14 protein-coding genes are annotated in these 16932 nt (G+C 68.4%); 5 read left to right on the top strand and 9 right to left on the bottom strand.

What is annotated here, in order from left to right; genetic code table 11:
- The first annotated feature begins 174 nt into the window (after positions 1 to 174).
- Genes antA through antC form a run of 3 tightly spaced genes read left to right on the top strand, consistent with a single transcriptional unit; the run spans position 175 to position 3098 of the window.
- Entirely contained in the window at positions 175 to 1569 is a 1395-nt protein-coding gene (antA, locus tag B7D75_RS12620) for an anthranilate 1,2-dioxygenase large subunit (protein WP_107114061.1), read from the top strand.
- Positions 1566 to 2057, top strand: a complete 492-nt coding sequence (gene antB / locus B7D75_RS12615) for an anthranilate 1,2-dioxygenase small subunit (RefSeq protein ID WP_107114060.1) — start codon at positions 1566 to 1568, stop codon at positions 2055 to 2057. The genes antA and antB overlap by 4 nt, the downstream gene beginning before the upstream one ends.
- 18 nt (positions 2058 to 2075) lie before the next feature.
- Positions 2076 to 3098 (top strand): anthranilate 1,2-dioxygenase electron transfer component AntC, encoded by a 1023-nt coding sequence (gene antC, locus B7D75_RS12610; RefSeq protein WP_033999200.1) that lies wholly within the window; start codon positions 2076 to 2078, stop codon positions 3096 to 3098.
- A 5-nt stretch (positions 3099 to 3103) separates the two neighbouring features.
- Here antC and B7D75_RS12605 read toward each other — a convergent pair whose 3' ends face one another.
- The 8 genes from B7D75_RS12605 to B7D75_RS12570 form a co-directional block, all read right to left on the bottom strand.
- The gene (locus tag B7D75_RS12605; protein WP_034080425.1) at positions 3104 to 3865 is read right to left on the bottom strand and encodes a 1,6-dihydroxycyclohexa-2,4-diene-1-carboxylate dehydrogenase; all 762 of its coding nucleotides are present in this window, start codon (positions 3863 to 3865) and stop codon (positions 3104 to 3106) included.
- A 25-nt stretch (positions 3866 to 3890) separates the two neighbouring features.
- Entirely contained in the window at positions 3891 to 4904 is a 1014-nt protein-coding gene (gene benC / locus B7D75_RS12600; RefSeq protein WP_003156889.1) for a benzoate 1,2-dioxygenase electron transfer component BenC, read from the bottom strand.
- Positions 4905 to 4937: 33 nt separating this feature from the next.
- Positions 4938 to 5426: a benzoate 1,2-dioxygenase small subunit gene (gene benB / locus B7D75_RS12595; RefSeq protein WP_107114059.1), complete on the bottom strand. Its 489-nt coding sequence runs from the start codon at positions 5424 to 5426 to the stop codon at positions 4938 to 4940.
- A complete protein-coding gene (gene benA, locus B7D75_RS12590; protein ID WP_012075548.1) occupies positions 5423 to 6790 on the bottom strand; it encodes a benzoate 1,2-dioxygenase large subunit in 1368 nt (455 codons plus the stop codon). Before benA ends, benB begins: the two co-directional genes overlap by 4 nt.
- A gap of 62 nt (positions 6791 to 6852) precedes the next feature.
- Complete coding sequence (locus B7D75_RS12585; RefSeq protein WP_107114058.1) at positions 6853 to 7839, bottom strand: AraC family transcriptional regulator; 987 nt, start codon at positions 7837 to 7839, stop codon at positions 6853 to 6855.
- A 205-nt stretch (positions 7840 to 8044) separates the two neighbouring features.
- Positions 8045 to 11200 (bottom strand): efflux RND transporter permease subunit, encoded by a 3156-nt coding sequence (locus B7D75_RS12580; RefSeq protein WP_034080429.1) that lies wholly within the window; start codon positions 11198 to 11200, stop codon positions 8045 to 8047.
- A gap of 22 nt (positions 11201 to 11222) precedes the next feature.
- Complete coding sequence (locus B7D75_RS12575; protein WP_012075545.1) at positions 11223 to 12677, bottom strand: efflux RND transporter periplasmic adaptor subunit; 1455 nt, start codon at positions 12675 to 12677, stop codon at positions 11223 to 11225.
- A 52-nt stretch (positions 12678 to 12729) separates the two neighbouring features.
- Positions 12730 to 14016 (bottom strand): TolC family protein, encoded by a 1287-nt coding sequence (locus tag B7D75_RS12570; protein ID WP_012075544.1) that lies wholly within the window; start codon positions 14014 to 14016, stop codon positions 12730 to 12732.
- Between the two features lie 512 nt (positions 14017 to 14528).
- Between B7D75_RS12570 and B7D75_RS12565 the strand changes: the two genes are divergently transcribed.
- Together B7D75_RS12565 and B7D75_RS12560 are read left to right on the top strand one after the other, a co-directional pair.
- Positions 14529 to 15203, top strand: a complete 675-nt coding sequence (locus tag B7D75_RS12565) for a heavy metal response regulator transcription factor (protein WP_003089900.1) — start codon at positions 14529 to 14531, stop codon at positions 15201 to 15203.
- Positions 15200 to 16618 carry a sensor histidine kinase gene (locus tag B7D75_RS12560; RefSeq protein ID WP_043099126.1) on the top strand — a complete coding sequence of 473 codons (1419 nt, stop codon included), beginning with the start codon at positions 15200 to 15202 and terminating at the stop codon, positions 16616 to 16618. The genes B7D75_RS12565 and B7D75_RS12560 overlap by 4 nt, the downstream gene beginning before the upstream one ends.
- Positions 16619 to 16626: 8 nt before the next feature.
- Here B7D75_RS12560 and B7D75_RS12555 read toward each other — a convergent pair whose 3' ends face one another.
- Positions 16627 to 16881: a hypothetical protein gene (locus B7D75_RS12555; protein WP_034080432.1), complete on the bottom strand. Its 255-nt coding sequence runs from the start codon at positions 16879 to 16881 to the stop codon at positions 16627 to 16629.
- Positions 16882 to 16932 lie beyond the last annotated feature (51 nt).

The following is a 16932-nucleotide window of genomic DNA, read 5'->3' as shown; positions in this document are numbered from 1 at the left end:
ACGTCCGCGGAAGCCTGCCACCGGGCCCGGCGGAGATCGCTCCCGGCGTTGCCGGCCCGCCCTTCCCGGGCACGGATTTTCGGGATGCGCATCGCCGACTAAGCGGATAGCCCGAGCCCCTTCGCGGTCGTTGAATGGGCCACCCATAACGACAACGCACAAGGGTGAGAATGCATGAACGCTACCCGCAGAAGCCTCGAGCAATGGCGCGACTACGTCGGCGGCTGTCTCGATTTCCGTCCCGAGGAAGGCATCTTCCGCATTGCCCGGGACATGTTCACCGAGCCGGAGCTGTTCGACCTGGAGATGGAGCTGATCTTCGAGAAGAACTGGATCTACGCCTGCCACGAGAGCGAACTGGCCAGGCCCCACGACTTCGTCACCCTGCGCGCCGGGCGCCAGCCGCTGATCGTCACCCGCGACGGCAACGGCCAGCTGCACGCGCTGGTCAACGCCTGCCAGCATCGCGGCGCGACCCTGGTGCGGGTCGGCAAGGGCAACCAGTCGACCTTCACCTGTCCGTTCCATGCCTGGTGCTACAAGAATGACGGCCGGCTGGTGAAGGTCAAGGCGCCGGGCGAATACCCGGAGGGCTTCGACAAGGCCACCCGCGGCCTGAAGAAGGCGCGCATCCAGAGCTACAAGGGTTTCGTCTTCGTCAGCCTGGACGTCGCCGGCGAGGACGACCTGGTGGACTTCCTCGGCGACGCCCGGGTGTTCCTCGACATGCTGGTGGCGCAGTCGCCCAGCGGCGAACTGGAAGTGCTGCCCGGCACCTCCACCTACACCTACGAAGGCAACTGGAAGCTGCAGAACGAAAACGGCCTGGACGGCTATCACGTCAGCACCGTGCACTACAACTACGTAGCCACCGTACAGCATCGCCAGCAGGTCGAGGCCGAGCGCGGCGGCGTGGCCGCCACGCTCGACTACAGCAAGCTCGGCGCCGGCGACGCGGCCACCGACGACGGCTGGTTCTCCTTCGCCAACGGCCACAGCGTGCTCTTCAGCGAGATGCCCAACCCTGCCGTACGCCCCGGCTACGCCAGCGTGATGCCGCGACTGGTGGAGGAATACGGCCAGGCCCGCGCCGAGTGGATGATGCATCGCCTGCGCAACCTCAACCTCTACCCCAGCCTGTTCGTCATCGACCAGATCAGCTCGCAGCTGCGCATCGTCCGCCCGCTGGCCTGGAACCGTACCGAGATCGTCAGCCAGTGCATCGGCGTCAAGGGCGAGTCGGACGCCGACCGGGAGAACCGGATCCGCCAGTTCGAGGACTTCTTCAATGTCTCCGGGATGGGCACGCCCGACGACCTGGTGGAGTTCCGCGAAGCCCAGCGTGGCTTCCAGGCCCGCCTGGAGCGCTGGAGCGACATCTCCCGCGGCCACGGCAAGTGGCTCGAAGGCGCGACGCCGAACAGCCAGGCGCTGGGCATCGCGCCGCTGCTGACCGGTACCGAGATCACCCATGAAGGCCTCTACGTCAACCAGCACGCGCATTGGCGGCGCTTCCTCCTCGATGGCCTGGAGCGCCTGGCCCTGCAAGCCAGGGAGGTGCGCGCATGAACGCCGGACTGCAATACCGCGTCGAACAGTTCCTCTACCGCCACGCCGAGCTCTGCGACGCCCAGGACTGGGACGGCTACCTTGCGCTGTTCGACGAGCAGTGCGAGTTCCACCTGCCGCAGTGGGAGTCCGAGCACCGCTACACCCGCGACCCGAAGCGCGAGATGTTGCTGATCTACTACCCCAGCCGCGCCGGCCTGGAAGACCGGGTGTTCCGCATCCGCACCGGCAAGGCCGCCTCCACCGTGCCGATGCCGCGCACCCTGCACCAGATCGGCAACGTGCGCATCGCCGAGGACGACGACGGCCTGCTGCGGGTGCGGGTCAACTGGCAGACCCTGTTCCAGCGCCTGGACCAGACCGGCAGCTTCTTCGGCCACGCCACCTACCGCCTGAAGCCCCATGGCGAGGCCTGGCTGATCGCGCGCAAGCACATCGTCCTGCTCAACGACCGGATCGACTCGGTCCTCGACTTCTACCACCTCTGAACGGCGGGCCCCGTCACGATGAATCACAAAGTCGCCCTCAGCTTCGCCGACGGCAAGACCCTGTTCCTGCCCGTCGGCCACGACGACCTGCTCCTCGACGCCGCCCTGCGCCATGGCATCAACCTGCCGCTGGACTGCCGCGAAGGGGTCTGCGGCACCTGCATGGGCCGCTGCGAGACAGGCAGCTACAGCCTGGACTACGCCGACGAGGACACCCTCTCCGCCGCCGACCTGGAGCAGCGCAAGGTGCTCGCCTGCCAGACCCGGGTGCGCTCCGACGCGACCTTCTACTTCGACTTCGCCTCGTCCCTCTGCCACGCCGCCGCGCCGCAGACCCACAGCGGCGTGGTGCGCGAACTGCACCTGCTCGCCGAGGACACCGCCCTGCTGCGCCTCGACGCCAGCGCCGCGGGCCGCCAGCTGGACTTCCTGCCCGGCCAGTACGCGCGCCTGCAAGTACCCGGCAGCGACTGCCGGCGCGCCTACTCCTTCGCCAACCGGCCGAATCCGCAGAACCACCTGCAGTTTCTCATCCGCCTGCTCCCGGGCGGCGCCATGAGCGACTACCTGCGCCAGCGCTGCCGGGTCGGCGACGAGATCCGCTTCGAGGCGCCGCTGGGTGCCTTCTACCTGCGCCAGGTGGAACGCCCGTTGCTGCTGGCGGCCGGCGGCACCGGCCTGTCGGCGTTCCTCGGCATGCTCGACGAACTGGTCGAACGCGGTTGCGAGCGGCCGGTGCATCTCTACTACGGGGTACGCCGCGCCACCGATCTCTGCGAACTGCAACGCATCGCCGGCTACGCCGAGCGGCTTCCCGGCTTCCGCTTCGTCCCGGTGCTCAGCGAGGCCGACGCCGGCTGGGACGGCCGGCGCGGCTATCTGCACGAGCACTTCGACGCCACGCAGCTGCGCGAGGAGAATTTCGACCTCTACCTGTGCGGGCCGCCACCGATGGTCGAGGCGATCCGCCAGTGGCTGCGCGAGCGCTCCCTGGAACATCTGCGGCTGTACCTGGAGAAGTTCAGCGAAAGCGCCGACTGACGCGCTCAGCCGAGGTCGCCGCCAGCTACCGGCAGGGTCACGCCGGTGATGTAGGAAGCCTCGTCGGAGGCGAGGAAGAGGATCGCCGCGACCTGCTCGTCGATGCTGCCGTAGCGCTTCATCAGGCTGCTGTCGAGGGTCTGCTCGACGATCTGCCGATACCAGCGCCGTTCTTCCTCGCTCTGCGCCGCGGCGTTGCGCGGGATCCGCCGCGGCGGCGCCGCGGTGCCGCCCGGCGCCACCGCGTTGACCCGGACACCCTGGTCGGCGGTCTCGAACGCCAGGCAGGCGGTCAGCGCGTTCACCCCACCCTTGGCGGCGCCATAGGGCACCCGGTTGACCCCGCGGGTGGCGACCGACGAGACGTTGACGATCGCCCCGCTGCCCTGCTCCAGCATCGCCGGCAGCGCCGCGCGGCAACACCACAAGGTGGGCAGCAGCGAACGCCGCAACTCGGCCTCGATCTCTTGCTCGGCATAGTGCTGGTAGGGCTTGGCCCAGATCGTGCCGCCGACGTTGTTGACCAGGATGTCCAGCCGGCCGAAACGCTCCAGCGTCCGCTCCAGTGCCCGCTGGCATTCGGCGTAGCGCTCCAGGTCGGCGACCAGGCACAGGCAGGCGTCGCCGGCCAGTTCGTGGACCAGCTCGGAGCGGTCCACCGCCACCACCCGCGCGCCCTCGGCCAGCAGCCGGCGGGCCACGCCCAGGCCGATGCCCTGGGCGGCGCCGCTGACCAGGGCGACCTTGCCGCGGAATCTGTCGTTCATGGGTATCTCCTTGGCTGGCTCGGGTTCAGGCCGCGCTGGCGGCGAACTTCTCGTAGTAGACATTCGCCGGGCGCACGCCCTGCTCGCGCAGGTAGCGCTCGACCGCCTCGACCATCGGCGGCGGCCCGCACAGGTAGATGTCGACGTCGCCCTCGTGCAGCTGCTGCGCGCCGATGTGCTCGGTCACGTAGCCCTTGCGCGGATAGACGCTGTCGGCGCTGGCCACGCAGGCGCTCCAGGTGAAGCCGGGAATCCGTTCGGCGAACGCTTCCAGTCGCTCCAGGCCGACCAGGTCGACGTCGTGGGTCACCCCGTAGACCAGGTGCAGCGGGTGCGCGCTGCCCTGCTCGGCGATCCGCTCGAGCATCGCGATGAACGGCGCCAGGCCGGTGCCGCCGGCCAGCATCAGCAACGGCCGGCGAATCTCGCGCAGGTAGAAAGTGCCCAGCGGGCCATCCATCGCCAGGCTGTCGCCGGCCTTGGCCGGCCCGCTGAGGAAGCCGCTCATCAGGCCGCCGGGGACATTGCGGATCAGGAAGCTGACCTCGCCGTCCTTCGCCAGCGAACTGAAGGAATAGGCGCGACGCTGCTCACTGCCCGGCACCTGGAGGTTGACGTACTGCCCGGGGAGGAACGCCAGGCCGGCCAGGGCCTCGCCCTTCAGCGACAGCGCGATGGTGCTCGGCGACAACTGCCGGACCTGGCTGATGCGCGCCTCGTAGCGCGCCTGGCCGGTCCTGCACAGGGTCGAGGACGCCGGCACGCGCAGCACGCAGTCGCTTTCGGCGCGCATCTGGCAGGTCAGCACGTAGCCGCGCGCGGCCTCCTCGGCGCTCAAGGCGTCGTCGATGTAGTCCTGGCCGAGGTCGTAGCGGCCGGCCTCGGCCAGGCACTTGCAGGTGCCGCAGGCACCGTCGCGGCAGTCCAGGGGAATGTTGATGCCCTGGCGATAGGCCGCGTCGGCCACGCTCTCGCCGGGCGCGGCATGGATGAAGCGGGTCACCCCGTCTTCGAAGTTGAGTGCGATCCGATGGTTCATGGCATGTCCCTCGACAGCCCGCCGGCGCGGGCGTCAGACGTGGTAGACGTCGATCAGCTGGCGAACGTAGTCGTTCTTCAGGACCACTTTCTTGGCCTTGATCAGCGGACTCTCGCCGCGTACGTCGAGGTCGTAGAAGGTGGTGCCGAAGTAGCTGTCCACGGTCTGGTAGCGATAGCTCAGGGTGTGCCAGTTGCAGCGCGCGCGGCAGATGCCGTCGTCCTCGCCGAGCAGTTCGATGTTGCTCAGGTTGTGCGAGGTGCGGGTGTCCGGCAGGGTCGCGCTGGAGCGCTCGGTGCGGATGCGGAATACCCGGTCCTCCAGGCCGCCGCGGTTGCCGTACCAGATCAGCGAGATTTCCCGCTGCGGGTCTTCGGTGAGTTGGTCGCGGTCGTCCCAGGACGGCATCCAGAAACTGGCGTCCGCGGCGTACAACGCCAGCCAGGCGTCCCAGTCCCTGTCGTCGAGGTAGCGCGCCTCGCGATAGAGGAAATCGCGCAATGCGTCGTAGCCCAGGCTCATGACGCCACCTCCCGCAGCGCCACGCGCTGCGCCTGCTCACGCTCCAGCGCGGCGAGCAGCGCCTCCTGCCAGTAGCGGTGCTGCAACACGAACAACCCTTCGTCCTCGGTGCGCACACCGCTCAGGCGCGGCCGCAGGTCGATCGCTTCGGCCGCCGCGTCGGCACCCTCTATCCAGTGCTCGGCGCCGCGCGACAAGTCGTTCCAGCCGACCACGCTGCCCTGATAGCCCTGCTGGCAGGAGCGGAACTCCTCCAGGTCGTCCGGGGTGGCCATGCCGCTGACGTTGAAGAAATCCTCGTACTGGCGGATGCGCCGGGCGCGCGCCTCGGCGCTCTCGCCTTTCGGCGCGATGCAGTAGATGGTGATTTCCGTGCGGTCCACCGACAGCGGCCGGGCGATGCGGATCTGCGAACTGAACTGGTCCATCAGGTAGACGTTGGGATACAGGCAGAGATTGCGCGAGTTCTCGATCATCCAATCGGCGCGGGCCGCGCCGAAGTCACGGGCGAGTTCGGCGCGGCGCTCGAAGGCAGGACGGTCCTCGGGGTTGGCCCAGCGGCTCCAGAGCAGCATGTGGCCATGCTCGAACGAGTAGAAACCGCCGCCCTGCCGCGCCCAGCCGCCGGCGCTCATGGTCCGTGGCTGCCCTTCGGCGGCGCGCTGCTGGCGCTGGCTCTGGGTCGCCGCGTAATTCCAGTGCACCGAACTGACGTGATAGCCGTCGGCGCCGTTCTCGGCGGTGAGCTTCCAGTTGCCCTCGTAGACGTAGCTGGAGGAGCCGCGCAGTACCTCGAGGCCCTGCGGCGACTGGTCGACGATCATGTCGATGATCTTCGCCGACTCGCCCAAATGCTCGGCCAGCGGCCTGACGTCGGGGTTGAGGCTGCCGAACAGGAAGCCACGATAGGACTCGAAGCGCGCCACCCGGGCCAGGTCGTGCGAGCCTTCGCAATTGAAACCCTGCGGGTAGCCGGCGCCGGCCGGGTCCTTGACCTTGAGCAGCTTGCCGGAGTTGCTGAAGGTCCAGCCGTGGAACGGACAGGTATAGGTGCTGCGATTGCCGCTCTTGTGCCGGCAGAGCATCGCGCCACGGTGGCTGCAGGCATTGATGAAGGCGTTGAGCTGGCCGTCGCGGTTGCGCGCGATGACGATCGGCTGGCGGCCGATGGTGGTCGTCAGATAGTCGTTGTTCCCGGCGACCTGGCTGTCATGGGCGAGGTACACCCAGTTGCCCTCGAAGAGGTGCTTCATCTCCAGCTCGAACAGGCGCGGATCGGTGAACATCTCCCGCTTGCAGCGGTAGACCCCGCGTTCGGGGTCTTCTTCCAGCAGTGAACGCACGTAGTCGCTACCCAGGGACATGGCCAGGGCCTCCGTTGTTATTGTTCAGGCCCGGTCAGGTTAGGTAGCGCGGTGCGGCAGGACTATCCGTTGCCTGCCGATCGCTGGCCGTTTCCTGCACGCCGGCGCAGGGTCTCCGACGGCAGCTCGCCGAACTGCCGGCGATACTGCTCGGCGAAGCGGCCGAGGTGGGCGAAACCGAAGTCCAGGGCCAGCGCGGTGACGTTGCGCACCGCGCAGTCGGGGTCCGCCAGGCAGGCGCGGATGCGCTCCAGGCGCAGCCGGCGGATGTACTGCTGGGGGCTCTCGCCGCACTGGCGCTCGAACAGCGCGTACAGCGCGCGGGGACTCATGTGCGCCTGCCCGGCCAGCGCCGCGACCTCGATATCGTCCTGCAGATGGCGGCGGATGTAGGCATCGATGCGGGCGAAGACGCCCCGCGCGTCGCCGGGGTCCTCGCGGCTGACGTTGGTCTTCAGCAGGGTCAGCAGCTTGCTGCCGAGGATCTGCTCGAAGTGGCTGTCGACCCGCGCCAGGCGCTCGCCGGCCTCGGCCTCGCGGCAGACCAGGGCGAGCAGGCCGACGAAGCCCTCCAGCTGTTCCAGGCGGTAGCGCTGCTGGAGAAAGCGCACGCCCTGCCCCGGGTGCCGCCAGCGCTGCTCGGCGCAGATCGCTTCGAGCAGCGCGCAGGGCAGCTTGACGATGAATTTCTCGCAATCCGCCGAGTAGGTCAGGTCGACCGGATCGTCCGGATTGATCAGCAGCAGCTCGCCCGGCGCCAGGGCGTGCTCCTGCCCGCCGCCGCGCCAGAGGCAGTGGCCGCGCAGGAGGATCTGCAGATGGAAGATGCTCTCCAGCGCCGGCGAGGTGACCCGAACCGCCGCGCCGTAGCTGATCCGGCACAGGTCGAGACTGGCGAAGGTGCGGTGGTCGAGGCTGGCTCGTGGCCTGCCACTGGCCGGCAGACGGATGCGATGCGAACCGACGTGCTGGTTGACGTAGCCGGACACCGCATGGGGATCGGCGCGTTCGAACACCCGGCTGCGCTCGCTGAGCAAGGAGGCATTCATGGGCAGGACACTCAGGCTGGGATCGTTGTCGTTATCGCCGCGCGGCGCCGGGCGCCAGGCACGGTTCGTCCGCCCACACTACGCAAGCCCTCCGCCGGCGACAATCCGGGCCGGCACTGGCGTGCGGTAATCGAACGGAATCCGGCCAACGGAAAACGGAAAAAGGCCGGCGGGAATCCCCCTGCCGGCCCGCTTCCGCGCCGGCTCAGCCGGCCGCCGGCGCCTCCTCGTGCGGTCCGGCGTCGCGCCCGTGGGTCCAGCGATAGAGCACCGGCAGCACCAGCAGGGTGAGCATGGTCGAGGACAGGATGCCGCCGATCACCACCGTCGCCAGCGGCCGCTGCACCTCGGCGCCGGTGCCGGTGGCCAGGGCCATCGGCACGAAGCCGAGGGACGCCACCAGCGCGGTCATCAGCACCGGGCGCAACCGGGTGATGGCGCCCTCCCACACCGCCTGGTCGAGGCTGCGTCCTTCCTGCAACAGGTTGCGGATGAAGGAGATCATCACCAGGCCGTTGAGCACCGCCACCCCGGACAGGGCGATGAAACCCACCGCCGCCGAGATCGACAGCGGTATCCCGCGTAGCCACAGGGCCAGCACCCCGCCGGTGAGGGCGAAGGGGATGCCGGTGAACACCAGCAGGCCGTCCTTGACGTTGTTGAACATGGCGAAGAGCAGGGTGAACACCAGCAGCAGCGCCACCGGCACCACCACCTGCAGGCGCTTGGCGGCGGACTGCAACTGTTCGAACTGGCCGCCCCAGGTGGTCCAGTAGCCGGCCGGGATCTTCACCTCGGCCTGCAGCTTCCGCTGCGCTTCCAGCACGAAGGAGCCGATGTCGCGACCACGCACGTTGGCGCTGACCACGATGCGTCGCTTGCCGTTCTCCCGGCTGATCTGGTTCGGTCCCGGCGAGAGGTCGAGGCGCGCCACGTCCGACAGCGGGATGAAATCGATCCGCGCCAGGTTGTTCGGCGGCAGCGGGATCAGCAGGTTGGACAGCGCCGGCAGGTCGGCGCGCAGAGTTTCCGGCAGGCGGATGACGATGTCGAAGCGACGGTCGCCCTCGAACAGGGTGCCGGCGTTGCGCCCGCCGAGGGCGGTGGCGACGGTGTCCTGGATGTCGCCGACGTTGAGGCCGAAGCGCGCCGCCTTGTCGCGGTCGATGTCCACCGTCAGCACCGGCAGGCCGGAGGTCTGTTCGACCTTGACCTCGGAAGCCCCGTCGATGCCCTGCAGCACCTTGGAGATCTTCTCCGCGGTGTCGTTGAGCACCTGCATGTCATCGCCGAAGACCTTCACCGCGACGTCGCTGCGCACCCCGGAGATCAGCTCGTTGAAACGCAGCTGGATCGGCTGGGAGAACTCGTAGACGCTGCCCGGCACTTCCAGCGCCGCCGCCTGCAGTTCCTCGAGCAGCGTCTCGCGCGACTTCTTCGGGTCCGGCCATTCGCTTTGCGGCTTGAGCATCACGTAGCTGTCCGAGGCGTTCGGCGGCATCAGGTCGGAGGCGATCTCGGCGGTCCCGGTACGGGCGAAGATCCGCTCGATCTCCGGGAACTTGCCCATCAGCTTCTTCTCGAGGGTCTGCTGCATCTCGATCGACTGGGTCAGGCTGGTGCCCGGCACCCGCAGGCCCTGCATGGCGAAGTCGCCCTCGCTGAGGCTGGGGATGAATTCGCTGCCCATTCGCGAGGCCACCAGGCCGGTGAGCAGGACCATGCCCAGGGCGCCGCCGACCACCAGCGCGCGATGCCCGAGCACCCAGCGCAGCGCCGGTTCGTAGGCCAGCCGCGCGCGGCGCATGACGAAGTTCTCCTCTTCCTTGACCTTGCCGGTGATGAACAGCGCGATCGCCGCCGGGACGAAGGTCACCGAGAGGATCATCGCGCCGAGCAGCGCGGTGACCACGGTGAAGGCCATCGGGTGGAACATCTTCCCCTCGACCCCGGTGAGGGCGAAGATCGGCAGGTACACCACCATGATGATGATCTGGCCGAAGACCAGCGCCCGGCGCGCCTCCTTGGAGGCGACGAAGACTTCGTGGAAGCGCTCCGCGCGGGTCAGCTGGCGGCCGTGGTGGGCCTGGGCATGGGCCAGGCGGCGGATGGCGTTCTCGACGATCACCACGGCGCCGTCGACGATGATGCCGAAGTCCAGCGCGCCGAGGCTCATCAGATTGGCGCTGACCTTATTGCTGACCATCCCGGTGAAGGTGAACAGCATCGACAGCGGGATGATGGTCGCCGTGATCAGCGCCGCGCGGATGTTGCCGAGGAACAGGAAGAGCACCGCGATCACCAGCGCCGCGCCCTCCACCAGGTTCTTCTTCACCGTGGCCACGGCCTTGTCCACCAGGGTGGTGCGGTCGTAGACGGTGATCGCCTTGACCCCCTTGGGCAGGGTCCGGTTGATCTCCTCCAGGCGCTGGCCGACCGCCTGCGCCACTTCCCGGCTGTTCTCGCCGATCAGCATGAACACCGTGCCGAGCACCACCTCGCGGCCGTTCTCGGTGGCCGCGCCGGTGCGCAGCTCCTTGCCCAGGCTGACCTCGGCGACGTCGCGGATGCGGATCGGCACGCCGTCGACGTTGGAGACGATGATCCCGCGGATGTCGTCCATGTCCTTGACCTGCCCCGGCGCGCGTATCAGCAACTGCTCGCCGCGCCGCTCGATGTAGCCGGCGCCGACGTTCTCGTTGTTGCGCAGCACGGCGTTCTGCAGGTCGCCGAGGGTCAGCTTGTAGGCCGCGAGCTTCTTCGGGTCCGGGGCGATGAGGAACTGCTTGGCGTAGCCGCCGATGGTGTTGATCTCGGCCACGCCCTTCACGTTGCGCAACTGCGGGCGGATGATCCAGTCCTGGATGGTGCGCAGGTCGGTGGGGGTGTAGGCGCTGCCGTCCTCCTTGGTCGCGCCCTCCTCGGCCTCCACCGTCCACAGGTAGATCTCGCCGAGGCCGGTGGAGATCGGCCCGAGGGTCGGCGAGATGTCTTCCGGCAACTGTTCGCGCGCCGTGCTCAGGCGCTCGTTGACCTGCTGGCGGGCGAAATAGATGTCGGTGCCTTCCTCGAAGATCACCGTCACCTGGGAAATCCCCGGCCGCGACAGCGATCGGGTTTCCTGCAGGCCCGGCAGGCCGGCCATGACGGTTTCCACCGGGTAGGTGATCCGCTGTTCCACCTCCAGCGGCGAGTAGCCGGGAGCGGCAGTGTTGATCTGCACCTGGACGTTGGTGATGTCCGGGACGGCGTCGATGGACAGCTTCTGGTAGCTGCCGATGCCGATCCCGGCCATCCCCAGCACCGCCAGCAGGACCAGCCAGCGTTGCTCGATGGCGAATTGGATGATGCGTTCGAACATACGAAGACTCCTGGGCCGGGACTCAGTGACCGTGTTCCGCCGAGCCCTTGCCCAGTTCGGATTTGAGGATGAAGCTGCCGCTGGCGGCGACTTCGGCGCCGGCGCGCAGGCCCTCGAGGACCTCGACGCGCTGGCCGTCGCTGATGCCCAGCTTGACCGGCTGGGCCACGAAGCCATCGGCCACGCGGACGAACACCACGTCCTCGCCGTCGACGTTCTGCACCGCGCCGTCGGCGACCGTCAGGACCTCCTTGCGGGTCGCCTCGGCGACCTGCACGGAGACGAACAGGCCCGGGCGCCAGGTGCTCTCGGGGTTGCTCAGGGTGACCCGGGCGGTGGCCGCGCGGGTCTGCTCGCCGAGCAGGTCGCCGATGTAGGACACGGTCCCTTCCACCTCGCTGTCCAGCGCCTGGGCGAGCACCTTGACCTTGCTGCCGACGCGGACCTGGCCGAGCAGTTGCGCCGGCACGTTGAAGGTGGCCCAGACCGAGGACAGGTCGGACAGCGTGAACACGTTGGCGGTGCCGTCCACCGGCTCGCCCTGGGTCAGGTGCTTCTCCACCAGCACCCCGGCGAACGGCGCACGCAGCTCGTAGCGGTTGCCGCCCTGCAGGCTGGGGTTGCCGCCGAGCGCGGCGATCTTCGCCCGCGCGTTGCTCACCGCGATCTCGGCTTCCTGCAGGCCCTGGCGGGCGAGGAGGAATTCCTGCTCGGCGGAGATGCCTTCCTTCCACAACTGCTGTTCGCGCTTGTAGGTGCTCTGCGCCAGGCTCAGGCGGCGTTGGGCGGCGGCGAATTCGCTGCGCTGGTCGGACAGTTGCGGACTGCTGATCACCGCCAGCAGTTCGCCCTGCTTCACCGCCTGGCCGAGATTGGCCGGCACGCTGTCGACGATCCCCGGCAGGCGCGGCACGATGTGCGCGGTGCGGTCCTCGTTGAAGCGGATCTCGCCGGGCAGCGAGACCACCTGGGCCAGGCTGATCGGCCGCGCCTTGTCGAGGGTGATGCCGGCGGCCTCGATCTGCTCGGCGTCCAGCTCCAGCTTGCCCTCCTCGCGGGTGAAGGCGAAGTCGTAGCCCTGCTTGCCGGCCATCAGCTTGAGGCGCGCGGTGAAGGCATGCGGCTCGGCGATCCCGGCGTTGGCCACCAGGGCGTCGCCGCTGGCCTTGAACAGCAGGTCCTCGACCTCGCCGGTGGCGCGCTCGACGTCCGCACCGAGGACCACGTCCTGCGGCGCCAGCGCCTTGCCGCCACGCTCGACCCAAGCCTTGAGCGGGCTGCCATCCTCCGGCACCAGCAGCTCCAGGGTCAGGTCGCCCTGGCGCAGCAGCAGGCCGCCGCGCGGTCCGTTGCCCTCGCCCTCCGCGGCGGTTTCGCCGGCGCCGGCCGGCGCCTTGCCGCCCAGCTCCAGGTAGGCGCCGCCGCCCAGGCCGAGCAGCGCCAGCGCGGTCACCGCGATAATCGTCTTCTTGCCCATTCTGTTCTCCCGAACCGTTCAGGGGGCGCGCCGGCGGCCCGCCCCGGAAATCTCACTGGCCGAGGTGGCCGATGTCTTCGCCGAGCAGGCGCTCCATGCTCACCCGCGCCTGCGCCGCGGCGTCCAGCGCGCGTACGTACTGGGCGCGGACGCTGACCAGGGTGCGCTGGGCGTCGAGCACATCGAGGAAGTTGAACTTGCCCATCTCGAACCCACGGGTCATCGAGTCCAGAGCGCTCTGCGCGCCGGGCAGCAGGTCGCGGCGAACCAGCGCCAGCTCCTGCTCCGAGGTGCGCAACCGGTCGTAGGCCTGTACCGCTTCGCTGCGCAGGCGCAGCAGGGTCGCGCGCTGCAGGTCGCGGGCCTGGTCGGCGCGGCTCTGGGCGGCGTAAATGTTGCCCTGGTTGCGGTCGAACAGCGGCAGCGGCATCGACAGGCCGATCAGGTTGACCCGCTCGCCGCGTCCGTCGCGGGCGGTCTGGTCGTACTTGCTGCCGATGCTGACCGTCAGGTTGGGGATCCGCTGGCGCTTCTCCAGGTCGACCTGGGCCTCGCCGCGCGCCACTTCCTGGGCCGCCAGGCGCAGGCTCGGCGACTCGTCGAGATGGCGCAGCAAGGCGCCACGGGTGATGCTCGCCGGCACCGCGTCGAGTTCGCCGCCGACCCGGGCGAAGCCGGGCTGCGGCTCGTTCCAGGTGCTCGACAGTTGTACGTAGGTGCGCTGCAACTCCAGCTCCGCCTGGCTCAGGTCGAGCTGGGCGTTGTCCGCCAGGACCTGGGCGCGGACCCGCTCCACCGAGGAAATGCTGCCGGCCTTGACCCGCCGGTCGGCGGCCTGCAGGGCGCGCCTGGCCAGGTCCAGCGAGGTCTTCGCCAGGCGCACCCGCTCCTGCGCGGTCAGCGCGGCATAGTAGGCGCCGCGGACCTCGGCGCGCAGTTCGGCGCGACGGACTTCCAGCTGGGTCCAGGCGATCTCGCTGCCACGCTTCGCCACCTCGACCCGCGCGCCGCGCTTGCCGCCGAGCTCCAACGGCTGGGCAAGGCTGACGCTGGTCTGGCGATTGCCCTGGCGGGTGTCCTCGACATCCCAGGACAGCTCCGGATTGGGGATCAACCCGGCCTGCTGGCGAGCGCCCGCGGCGATCTCGGTCTCGCGGCCGACGGCCGCCAGCCCGGGGTTGCTCTGCAACGCCCGTTCCAGCGCCTGTTCGAGGCTGACCGAGGTCCCGTTGAAACTGGCCGGCGCGGGCGCCGCCAGCGCCGGCAACCCCAGGCAGATTCCCATCAGTAGCCAGCAGGCGCGTTTCCCCGCGCTGGCCAGTGGCCGATGTATCGGCATGTTCCGCTCCTCATCTGACAACCGCCGTCGGCGACGGCGATTCACTACGCTCCGGAGCCACGCAACCATTCGTCGGCGATAACCGCCGGGCGATATTCGAAGTTGCACTTCCGGAATGCGGCAGATGTTAGGGATCAGGGCTTATCGGCAAGGTGACGAGAGAATTACAAGTCGGTAATGAATATTCTCCGCGGACAATTAGCGGTTACACTCCGGCAACCTTCGAAGAGGCTCGCGATAGTTGGATGAAAAGCAGGGTCAAGAGCAACATGCGCTTACAAATAGACGCTCCTCTCACGCCAGGCGTGGCTTGCACCACGGCCATCAGCGCGGAACACCCGGTTTCTTTCGGCAAAACCATCCACTTATTCGATATTCATCATCGAAGCGCCGGGATGATATGAAATTACATTTCCAGCGGCACATATAAGCGATCTTCGCGAATGTAACTTTATAGCAATGCATCCACACATTTACTTGCAACTGAACCCATACTTTATATAGGGGCGAACATGCGCATCCTTATTATCGAAGATGAAGTCAAGACGGCCGACTACCTGCACCAGGGCCTGACCGAAAGCGGCTATATCGTCGACCGCGCCAACGATGGCATCGACGGTCTGCACATGGCCTTGCAACACCCTTACGAACTGGTGATCCTCGACGTCAACCTGCCCGGTATCGACGGCTGGGACCTGCTCCGCCGCCTGCGCGAACGCAGCAGCGCGCGGGTGATGATGCTCACCGGGCACGGCCGGCTGACCGACAAGGTGCGCGGCCTCGATCTCGGCGCCGACGACTTCATGGTCAAGCCGTTCCAGTTCCCCGAACTGCTGGCGCGGGTCCGCTCGCTGCTGCGCCGCCACGACCAGGCGCCGATGCAGGACGTCTTGCGGGTCGCCGACCTTGAGCTGGACGCCAGCCGCCACCGGGCCTTCCGCGGTCGGGTGCGGATCAACCTGACGACCAAGGAGTTCGCCCTGCTGCACCTGCTGATGCGGCGCAACGGCGACGTCATCACCCGGACGCAGATCATCTCGCTGATCTGGGACATGAACTTCGACAACGACTCCAACGTGGTGGAAGTCGCCATCTGCCGCCTGCGGGCGAAGATCGACGACGGCTTCGACCTCAAGCTGATCCACACCATCCGCGGCGTCGGCTACGTGCTGGAAGCGCGCCGATGACACCACCAGGCCGACTGTCGCTGCGCCTGGCCCTGCTGGTCGGCGCCCTCGGCGCGCTGCTGGCGCTGGCGCTCGGCGCCATGGCGCACTGGAACCTCGGCCGCGAACTGGAAGCCCGCGAGCGGGAAAACCTGCAACTGAAGCTGGAACAGATCCGCCACAGCCTGGAGGACGACCTCGACCTGCGCAGCGACCCGGCAGTGCAGGCGCACGCCCTGCGGGACCAACTGGTAGCCCACAGCGGCCTGCACCTGAGCATCCTCGACAGCCGCAGCGGCCAGCCGCTGATGAGCTTCGGCGACCGGGCCGCGGCCAGCGTCGCGGCCAACCGCGCCCTCCTCGCCAGCCTGCAGACGGACGCCCGCCAGCCGGTGTTCCAGAGCTGGGTCACCGGCAGCGACCAGCGCCTGCTGAGCATCGGCGCGTCGTTGCGGATGAAGAACGGCACCCCGGTGCAGGTGCTGCTGAGCAGCGAGCGCGGTGCCGACGAGCGCCTGCTCGACGGTTTCCTGCGCGCCACCCTGCTGGCCCTGCCCTTCCTCCTGCCGTTGATCGCCCTGGCCGCCTGGTGGGTGGTGCGCGCCGGCCTCGAACCGCTGAACCGCTTCCGCCGGGTGGCCGCCCAGGTCAGTCCGCAGGACCTGTCCTACCGGATTCCCGAGCAGAACCTGCCGCGCGAGCTGGACAGCCTGGCGCGCAGCTTCAACCACATGCTCGGCCGCCTCGAGGATGGCGTACGCCAGCTGTCGCAATTCTCCGACGACCTGGCCCACGAACTGCGCGCGCCGATCTGCAACCTGCTCGGGCGCAACCAGGTGCTGCTCAGCCAGACCCGCGACGGCGCGGCCTACCGCGAGGCACTGGAGTCCAACGCCGAGGAACTGGAGCGGCTGTCGCGGATCGTCACCGACATGCTGTTCCTGGTGCAGGTGGACAACCCGGCGATCCAGGCCCAGTTCGGCCGGGTGGCGCTGCACGAGCAGGCGGCCAAGGTCATCGACCTGTACGAGATGGTCGCCGAGGACAAGGGCGTCGAACTGCGCCTGTCCGGCAGCGGTTTCGCCCATGGCGACAACCTGATGATCCAGCGCGCCATCTCCAACCTGGTCTCCAACGCGGTGCGCCACACTCCGCAAGGCGGGCGCATCGACGTGCGGATCGGCCGCCGCGCCGGCCATACCGAACTCATGGTCAGCAACGACGGCCCGGGCATTCCAGCGGACTACCTGCCGCACCTGTTCGAACGCTTCTACCGCCGCGCCGGCCGCCAGCCCGGCGCCCAGGCCGGCACCGGCCTGGGCCTGGCCATCGTGCAGTCGATCATGGCCTACCACGGCGGCCGCGCCGAGGCGGAAAGCGTGCCACAGCAGAAGACCCACCTGCGCCTGCTGTTCCCTGCGACGGGCGCTGCCTGACGCCGGCTTCAGCAACCGACGCGGCGCCGCCACAGCCGGTACTCGCCGCAGAAACCGGCGAGGAACAGCGCCAGGCCGAGCGCCAGCAGGGTCCAGGGGGTCCGCAGCGGGGCGCGCTGGAGCGGCGGTTCGCCGTGCAGCAGGACGAAGCATTGCAGCAGCGCCCAGAACATCGCGGCGACGCCGCCAAGCATGGCCAGGCGGCACAACCAGCCGAGCCAGCAGCCTCGGCGCGAGGGCTTATCCGGAAATGTCCCCGACACGTATTCACCTCCACATCCGCCACCGGCACTCTAGCCGAGAGGCGGACGGCG

Origin of the sequence: Pseudomonas paraeruginosa (assembly GCF_003025345.2) — a bacterium.
Taxonomy (GTDB): domain Bacteria; phylum Pseudomonadota; class Gammaproteobacteria; order Pseudomonadales; family Pseudomonadaceae; genus Pseudomonas; species Pseudomonas paraeruginosa.
The sequence above is the reverse complement of the archived record's forward strand: the minus strand, read 5'-3'. Positions and strand labels throughout refer to the sequence as shown.

Excerpts from the sequence above, each read along its gene's own strand:
- antA (WP_107114061.1), top strand. The coding sequence starts at position 175 with ATGAACGCTACCCGCAGAAGCCTCGAGCAATGGCGCGACTACGTCGGC.
- antB (WP_107114060.1), top strand. The coding sequence starts at position 1,566 with ATGAACGCCGGACTGCAATACCGCGTCGAACAGTTCCTCTACCGCCAC.
- antC (WP_033999200.1), top strand. The coding sequence starts at position 2,076 with ATGAATCACAAAGTCGCCCTCAGCTTCGCCGACGGCAAGACCCTGTTC.
- B7D75_RS12605 (WP_034080425.1), bottom strand. The coding sequence starts at position 3,865 with ATGAACGACAGATTCCGCGGCAAGGTCGCCCTGGTCAGCGGCGCCGCC.
- benC (WP_003156889.1), bottom strand. The coding sequence starts at position 4,904 with ATGAACCATCGGATCGCACTCAACTTCGAAGACGGGGTGACCCGCTTC.
- benB (WP_107114059.1), bottom strand. The coding sequence starts at position 5,426 with ATGAGCCTGGGCTACGACGCATTGCGCGATTTCCTCTATCGCGAGGCG.
- benA (WP_012075548.1), bottom strand. The coding sequence starts at position 6,790 with ATGTCCCTGGGTAGCGACTACGTGCGTTCACTGCTGGAAGAAGACCCC.
- B7D75_RS12585 (WP_107114058.1), bottom strand. The coding sequence starts at position 7,839 with ATGAATGCCTCCTTGCTCAGCGAGCGCAGCCGGGTGTTCGAACGCGCC.
- B7D75_RS12580 (WP_034080429.1), bottom strand. The coding sequence starts at position 11,200 with ATGTTCGAACGCATCATCCAATTCGCCATCGAGCAACGCTGGCTGGTC.
- B7D75_RS12575 (WP_012075545.1), bottom strand. The coding sequence starts at position 12,677 with ATGGGCAAGAAGACGATTATCGCGGTGACCGCGCTGGCGCTGCTCGGC.
- B7D75_RS12570 (WP_012075544.1), bottom strand. The coding sequence starts at position 14,016 with ATGCCGATACATCGGCCACTGGCCAGCGCGGGGAAACGCGCCTGCTGG.
- B7D75_RS12565 (WP_003089900.1), top strand. The coding sequence starts at position 14,529 with ATGCGCATCCTTATTATCGAAGATGAAGTCAAGACGGCCGACTACCTG.
- B7D75_RS12560 (WP_043099126.1), top strand. The coding sequence starts at position 15,200 with ATGACACCACCAGGCCGACTGTCGCTGCGCCTGGCCCTGCTGGTCGGC.